Raw genomic sequence first — 2,440 nt, 5'->3', positions numbered from 1 at the left:
ATCGTGCGCAGCTGCAGCCGCAGAGCGTCCTGCTCGCCGTCGGCGCCTGCTCCGGCACGGTCGCCCTGGCCTCGACCGCGACCTGGCAGCGCTCGGCCTGCTCGCGGGCCGACGTGCGCGTCGGCACCGACCTGGCCCTGGACCTCGCCTCGCCACCCACCGCGGCGCAGGCCGACGCGGTGACCGCGGCGTCCGGCGGCACGGCGTCCGCCGTCGTCGCGCGCCCCGTGGCGCTCGGCCGGTTCGTCGGCGACCGCGATGCGGCGCCCGTGCTGGTGGCCGTCGACGGACGCCGGGCGGGTGGGCTGCTGCGCGGCCGGCTGGACGGCGACCGCAGCTGGCAGCAGGTCGGGGCCGCGCTCGCGCCGCCCCAGCCGGTCGTCGGGCTCGCCGTGCCGGACGGCGGAGGCGGGCTGCGGCTGACCGTGTCGGCCGGTCGGGCGGCCGGCACGGCCACGACGACGCTGGTGCTGCAGGGCCCTTCCGGCCTGCGCACCACCGCGGCTGCTGCGCCGGTCGCCGCCGACGGCCGTCCGCACGCGCTGCGCCTGGATCCCGCCGTGGGCGGCGGTCAGCAGCTGGTCGCGGTCAGCACGGTGCTCAGGTCCGACCCCGCGGTCCCCCCGCCGACGTCCGGCGGCATCGACCCGCTGGCCGTGACGCTGCAGGTGCCGGGTGCGTCGCTGCCGGCCGGCGGAGCGAGCGATTGGCGCGGGCACCCCGTCGGCGAGCCGCCGACCCCCGTGCCGTCGGTGGCCGTCCGGCTGGCGGCGACCGGGGGCGGCGTCGCGGTGCGCACCACCGGTACGGTCACCGCCGACCTCGCCTTCTCCGACGCCGAGGTGGTGGCGACCGCCTTCGACGCCCCGCAGGCGGTGCCCGCTGTGCTGTCGAGGTCGCTGGCCGACGTGCTCGGCGCCCGCGTCGGCGGCCGGGTGTCGGTGAGCGTCGACGGCGCCGACGTCGAGCTGGCGGTGACCTCGGTGGTGCCCGCGGTGCCCTCGGCGCCAGGAGGCCTGGCGGTGCTGGCCGACGCCGACGCGATGTCGCGCACGCTGCTGGCGGCGGGCCGGCTCGACCCGGTGGTCGACGCCTGGTGGGTCGCCGACCCGACGCCCGGCGCGGCCGCCCGGGTGCGTGCGCTCGGGCTCGGCACCGTGGTGACGCGCGACGAGACCCGCGAGCAGCTGGCCGCCGGCCCGCTGCGGGCCACCGTGCCGGCCGCGCAGCGGCTGTTGGTCGTCGCCGCGTCGGTGCTGCTGCTGGCCGGCACCGCGCTGCTGCTCACCGCCGACCTGGAGGCGCGCTCGCTCGAGGTGGCCCGGCTGCGGGCGCTCGGCCTGCGTCGCCGCTCGGTGCTGGCCTGCCTGGTGGTGCAGCACGGCCTGGTGCTGACGGCGCTGGTGCTCGTCGGGGCCGCGATCGGCCTGCTGGTCACCGTGGTGGTGGGGCCGCTGCTGGTGCGCTCGGACGTCGGGCTGGCCCCGGTGCCGGCGGTGCGGTGGGTGTGGCCGGTGGGCGGCGAGGCGCTGCTGGTCGGTGGGCTCGTGGCCGGCTGCCTGGCGGTGACCGCGCTGGTCGCCCTGCTGCAGGTGCGCCGCAGCGACACCGCGCACCTGCGGGTCGGTGACGCGTGACCGCCCCCCGCCCGCACCTGCCGAGCGTGCTGGGTCGAGCCCGCGCCGACACCGCGGCCCTGGTGCTCGTGCTGCTGGTCGTGGCACTCACCACCTGCCTCGCCGTCGCCGTGCCGCCGCTGGCCGACCGCACGGCCGACCGGGCCGTCGCCGACGCCGTGCGGCGCGCCGGCGACGCGGGCGCGGTGGTCGTGACGTCGCCCTTCGAGGAGGACGACGAGACCGCCGAGCGGGTGCGCGACCCCGCGCTGGCCGACCAGGTGCGCGCCACCGGCGAGGACGCCCGGTTCACCGTGCCACCCGACCTGCGCCGGGTGCGCGGCCCCGGCGTCGCCGCCGAGCAGACCGCCGAGCTGCACGTGCTCGGTGGCGGACCCGGCCGCTACCTGCGACTGGCCTGGGTGGCCGGTGCCGCGGGCGAGCCCGCGGTGCGCTGGACGTCGGGCCGCCCACCACCCGCCGGCCGCCCGGCCCGTGCCCGGCTGGGACCGCAGGCGGCGCCGTGGCCGGTGCAGGTGGGCGTGTCGCAGCCGGTGGCCGACGCGCTGGGCCTGCGGGTGGGTGACCGGCTGACCGCGCAGGACCCGCAGTTCCGGCAGGTCGAGGTGCGCGTGAGCGGCGTCTTCACGGCGGTCGCACCCGGCGACGGGGCCTGGCAGGCGGTGCCGCAGCTGCTGCGGCCGACGGGCTCCACCTCGGGCGGCCACGCGGGCGCCGCCGCGCTGGTGACCGGCGACACGCTGCCCGACCTGCGGCTCGCGGTGCCGTCGGACGGTCTGCGCCGCACGGTCACCTTCCGGCCG

At 79.8% G+C, this 2,440-nt stretch carries 1 protein-coding gene and 1 pseudogene; both read left to right on the top strand.

The window, feature by feature from the left end; genetic code table 11:
• Positions 1–1,637, top strand: a 1,637-nt coding sequence (locus ACYVI6_RS18500) for an FtsX-like permease family protein (RefSeq protein WP_460447763.1), incomplete at its 5' end; no start/stop codon positions are given.
• Positions 1,634–2,440: pseudogene (locus ACYVI6_RS18495) on the top strand (FtsX-like permease family protein); the annotation flags it as partial. The gene ACYVI6_RS18500 and the pseudogene ACYVI6_RS18495, both read left to right, overlap by 4 nt.

The organism is Angustibacter aerolatus, assembly GCF_054776675.1.
Note: the sequence above shows the minus strand (reverse complement) of the source record. Positions and strands in the feature narration are given on the sequence as shown.